The following is a 4,496-nucleotide window of genomic DNA, read 5'->3' as shown; positions in this document are numbered from 1 at the left end:
CACCCGGAACCGCGTCGCCGGCCACCCCGAGCATAGCACCGACACCCGTCATGCACTAAGATTGGAAACGGACCACCTCATTGGGGCAGGCCAGGATGATACCCGCTGTTGCTTCAATGCGGAGGAAGCGCAGAAAAGGGCGGGTCAGCCAATTAACAGGTTCTCGCGGAAGGCCGGACTGCGGTCCGTTCATCTCAGTGGTCCCATCTGAGGGGGCGCATCGGCTGTGGGAAGGTGCGTAATACGGTGAAGTCTCGACAGCTCCTGCTCGCAGGCCACTCTTTCACTTCCTTGACATGATCGCACCATCAGACCGCGGGATCGCGGCTGTTAGGCAGAAAGGGGCGCATTTCTTCCTCGTGCGCTGACAGCTGCATTCATCACAATTGAATAGTTCAGATGTGTGGCCAATATGAGTGCGCCCGAAGAGCAATCAACAGAGCTGAAGTTTCAAGAATGCTTGTCCTGATCGGGCGATATTCCCCGCCCGTTCCTGGAACAAGCCGAACCTATGATCTTGAAATGTCCCGCAGAGAGATCCCGAAGCAACATCCCTGCTCTGCACGAACGATACAACGAACTGGCGGTCAGTGGCTTCATTCATATCCACCCTGCAAAGCAGACGCGGCGGGTTTGACCCCGCCGCGCTATCCTCGCCGGTATCGGAGTTCAGATACCAATCACGCGGCTTTTGCCCGGACCTTGCTCTGCTCCTCGGCGAAAATTCCTGAACGGCACTGGGAAAACGAAAGCTCCACCATCATCCTCCCATTAATGCAGACGCCAGAGGTTGGGTCCGATCTGCATTGCCCGGGCGCGCCTGGTCGTCAGGACCACGGCCGGGGCGCCCACTATCGCGCTTTTGAATTGCGCTACCTTCGCCCATCATTTCTTCCTGAGGGGGTTCGGTGATCTGGTTCGCGTGCCGGCCATCGCCGGGCATCTTGTCGTTGGTGCCCATTGTCGGGCCCTCCATGAGACCCAGCGGGAGATACCGGAAGGTCATTACAGATATAGGGACAAGCAGGCGTTGTTACATCGCCGTCGTGGAAACAATCGCGCAAACCAAGAAATTGATAAGGAGCCCTTCTAGCTGCCCCTTCGCGCTCTGCGCACTATCGAACGCTCGTCGAGCGGCCTCCTGCCACCAGAAGCACCGCAAACAGGGCCAGCAGGCCTTGTGAAACGACAAGCCCGAGGTGTTCGAAGTTGAACAGTCCGGTAGCCCGGCGTTCGAAGCCGCCATCGCCACCCGCAAAGTTCCACAGGAAAAAGGTGGTCAGCGTCGCAGATCCCACCGACAGAATCGCGGAGCAGATCGTGAGCGGAGTCCCAAGCAGCTTCCGGCCCATCCAGGCGAGCAGAACGATCAGAAAGGCGCCGACGAGCCAGGCAGCCAGCAGGACGTTCATGGCGTGCCGACCTCGAATTCATGTCCGACAGGGAAGGCTGGGAGGGTAACCCCGCCCCGATGCCAGCCCCTGATCAAGGCAGGGCGTAGCGCCATCCGCCTGACACTCCGAGACACAAATGACCCGCCGAGCTTGAGGGAGGCTATGGCTGCGTGCCCCACCGGCCCTGAAGACGTCAACTTGATGCAATCCAGTCGCGGGACCGCTTCGCCGCATCACGCCGGGCGTTCATCGCAGTGATCCGGCCCTCCCGTGCGATCATCTCGGTGCCAAGGGCCTTCTGCGTGCCGGTTTCGTCCAGCGTGGGTTCCCTGGCCTCGAAAGCCAACTTGATCCGCGCGTCGACAGCTGCGGTCGCGAGGGCGACCACTGGGCCGTGGAACAACATGCGCCACCTCTGGCTCATGCTCTTTGCTATTTCGGCAGCCATCACGGGATCCCCCTTGGACCGCACGGGTGTAGGGCGCGGCTGTCTGGAAGATGGGGACTCTCGCGCCCAGTTACATCAGGCCGAGGCTACTGATTGCAGAACCTCTGGGAAACGCTCCGGAGATATCTCTTCAGGTAGCGCCTGCTTCATGCCGCAGAAAGGCAGCTGCCTCCTGCATGACCAATTGCTTTCTTCGTTTCGCTGGTCTCGCTCTGCCTGTTGATACCCTCGGTCCAGATCCAGATTCTGCCAAGGCCAGCCCACATCAGACCCATTGTGCATGGTGAACCCTTCGCCTGTGACCGCCACGAGCACGATGGCTTTCCAGACCAGCCACCGCGCGGCACCTGATCAGCGCATGGCCCCTGAAGAAGCGCCTGTTGCAGCCTTCAGTGGTTTGCTGGTGGCCTGCGCTGCAGAAGGAGGGCATCATCGACTGAGACCTGTCGCAAGGCAGTGATCAGGAACGAGGGATCAGCAAGGCTGCCGCGGCGCCGACTGACTCAGGGAGACGACGGACACGTGCCGGCCTCGGCCCCCAGCAAGTGCCGCCTCAGGCAGCCGCCAGACTGATAACCAACGACCCAACTCTCGCGAAACCGGAACCTCAGGTCAGGACAACATGGGATGGCTCTAGCAGCACAGCACGAGAGTTTGCTCGGGATCGGGGCAATGCTCGCGCTCGGGATCGGCTGTTTCGTGGTGATCTCGCCCTTTCTGACAGCAATCATGTGGGCCGGCGTTCTGTGCTGGTCGACGTGGCCCGTCTATCGCCAGTTCGAAAGGACGCTCGGCGGCAGGCGAGGCCCGGCCGCTGCCCTCATGACTCTCACCGCCGCAATCGTCATTGTCGCACCCTTCGCACTTCTCGTGGCGGCACTGGCCGAGAGCGTAGGCGACCTTGTCCGCGTGCTTGGGCGGGTCGTCGAGGAAGGACCGCCCGGACCGCCCGTGTGGATTGGCGATCTCCCGATCGTTGGCGAGAGCATTGCCAGCTACTGGCAGAGCCTTGCACGCGATGCACCCGCCTTTCTCGCCGCGCTGAGACGCTTTACGGGGCCAGCTGCCGACGTTGCGATGGCAAGCGGCGCTTTCATCGGGGTCGGTGTTCTGCAACTCGCCTTCAGCGTATTCATCGCGTTCTTTTTCTACCTGAACGGCCGCCAGATTGCGGCGTATGTTCGCCGAAGCACCGAGCGGATCGCTGGACACCGCGCGCGGCGCCTGCTGAAGCTTGTCGGCGCAACTGTCCAGGGCGTGATCTTCGGCCTGGTCGGAACCGCCCTTGCCCAAGGTCTGCTGGCGGCGTTGGGCTTCTGGATCGCCGGTATCGAGCGAGCCCTCCTGCTGGGCTTTCTCACGTTCGTTCTTTCATTTCTTCCCGGAGGGCCGCCGTTTGTGTGGGCCGGGGTCGCAATCTGGCTCATCGTCCAGGGTGAGTTCTGGTGGGGCATATTCGTTATCGCCTGGGGTGCGCTGCTTATCAGCACCATCGACAACGTGCTGAGACCCTACCTCCTCTCCCAGTCCAACAATCTGCCGGTCGTGCTGGGCTTCTTCGGGTTCATCGGCGGCATCCTGGCCTTCGGGTTCATCGGCATCTTCGTTGGCCCCGCGCTTCTGGCCGTGGGCTACAGCCTCTTTCTGGAGTGGGCGAACACACCAGATGAGCAGGTTGGGCCCTGATAGCTGACAGGCCTCTCATGGCGAGGAATGAACACATTACACCCGCGCCCCCTATGCGGATTGCTGACATCCGGCGGCCAGGAGTGGCCGCTACTCGTGCGCAGGCTCGCTCGTCATCCGCATGTCCTTGGCCCCACGCCGGCCGCATGCCGTGCATATGGCTCTGGACAGGAGTTCGTCTCGGGGTTGCCAGGGCTCGTCAGGCAGCTTGACGGTCGCCACGTGGCCACACTCGCACTCGAAGTTGGCCCACTGGGGGTCATGTTGCCGAGATTCCATGTCGTCAGCAGATCACCGGTCACCTCGCGCGTCCAGCGGAAACGATGATGCGAAGCGGCATGTTGCTCCTGCCATTCCAGCCCTGCTTAGGGTGCCAGGTCACTGGCTCGGGCGACTGCGGATGTGCGCGACCACAGGCAGTGTGCCGGCACATGGGGCCAAATGAATTGGACCTCTGCTCGGCGAGAGGCTGAATCCGCTAACAGCTGCGCCCGCCGCGTGCTATAGCCTTGATCAGCCACCTTCGATGACCTCGCGGTTCGTTGATGGTCAGGCCGAGCCAGGTCATGCACAACCCTCGCTCGGCCTTCTTTCCTGATCATCGGAAACGCCCTTCCTCGTGCCCAGGTGGCTGGAAATGATGGAGCACGAGATGACCTATCCAAAGATGCCGACAAGGCTGGACAATGCTGAGCAGATCATGGCTTGGCTGAGGCTTCTCCAGGCAGATGGCCAATCGTTTGCCGAAGAGGTGTCCGCACAGGTTGCAGCGGGCACCCTGACCGAAGAAATCTCATCCTCCTACCTGGACAAGTTCACCTGGCTCATGGCTGCCACCGACAAGGCGTATGCAGCGGTTGAGGAAGGTGATCTGTGGCCTGCTGCCGGTTTCGTGGACGTCAGGTTAAGTTTGCATAGCACGGGCCTCGAACGCCACCGGGCTTAGATAGCCCAGCTTCGAATGGCGT

General features: G+C 61.2%; 5 protein-coding genes. 2 read left to right on the top strand and 3 right to left on the bottom strand.

What is annotated here, in order from left to right:
* Window positions 1-760: 760 nt before the first annotated feature.
* The 3 genes from BLQ03_RS18160 to BLQ03_RS17400 form a co-directional block, all read right to left on the bottom strand.
* Window positions 761-961: a hypothetical protein gene (locus tag BLQ03_RS18160; RefSeq protein ID WP_139166805.1), complete on the bottom strand. Its 201-nt coding sequence runs from the start codon at window positions 959-961 to the stop codon at window positions 761-763.
* A gap of 154 nt (window positions 962-1,115) precedes the next feature.
* A complete protein-coding gene (locus BLQ03_RS17405) occupies window positions 1,116-1,412 on the bottom strand; it encodes a hypothetical protein (RefSeq protein ID WP_090757555.1) in 297 nt (98 codons plus the stop codon).
* A gap of 175 nt (window positions 1,413-1,587) precedes the next feature.
* On the bottom strand, window positions 1,588-1,842 hold the full coding sequence (locus BLQ03_RS17400) for a hypothetical protein (protein ID WP_090757554.1): 255 nt from the start codon (window positions 1,840-1,842) through the stop codon (window positions 1,588-1,590).
* A gap of 627 nt (window positions 1,843-2,469) precedes the next feature.
* Between BLQ03_RS17400 and BLQ03_RS17395 the strand changes: the two genes are divergently transcribed.
* Window positions 2,470-3,528, top strand: coding sequence for an AI-2E family transporter (locus BLQ03_RS17395; RefSeq protein WP_090757553.1), 1,059 nt, complete (start codon window positions 2,470-2,472; stop codon window positions 3,526-3,528).
* A 637-nt stretch (window positions 3,529-4,165) separates the two neighbouring features.
* Complete coding sequence (locus BLQ03_RS17390; RefSeq protein WP_090757552.1) at window positions 4,166-4,474, top strand: hypothetical protein; 309 nt, start codon at window positions 4,166-4,168, stop codon at window positions 4,472-4,474.
* The last annotated feature ends 22 nt before the right edge of the window (window positions 4,475-4,496 follow it).

It is taken from the genome of Paracoccus chinensis (genome assembly GCF_900102885.1).
GTDB lineage: Bacteria > Pseudomonadota > Alphaproteobacteria > Rhodobacterales > Rhodobacteraceae > Paracoccus > Paracoccus chinensis.
This window is presented reverse-complemented; position numbering and strand designations above follow the sequence as displayed.

Coding starts and splice junctions, on each gene's coding strand:
- BLQ03_RS18160 (WP_139166805.1), bottom strand. CDS start 961: ATGGGCACCAACGACAAGATGCCCGGCGATGGCCGGCACGCGAACCAG.
- BLQ03_RS17405 (WP_090757555.1), bottom strand. CDS start 1,412: ATGAACGTCCTGCTGGCTGCCTGGCTCGTCGGCGCCTTTCTGATCGTT.
- BLQ03_RS17400 (WP_090757554.1), bottom strand. CDS start 1,842: ATGGCTGCCGAAATAGCAAAGAGCATGAGCCAGAGGTGGCGCATGTTG.
- BLQ03_RS17395 (WP_090757553.1), top strand. CDS start 2,470: ATGGCTCTAGCAGCACAGCACGAGAGTTTGCTCGGGATCGGGGCAATG.
- BLQ03_RS17390 (WP_090757552.1), top strand. CDS start 4,166: ATGATGGAGCACGAGATGACCTATCCAAAGATGCCGACAAGGCTGGAC.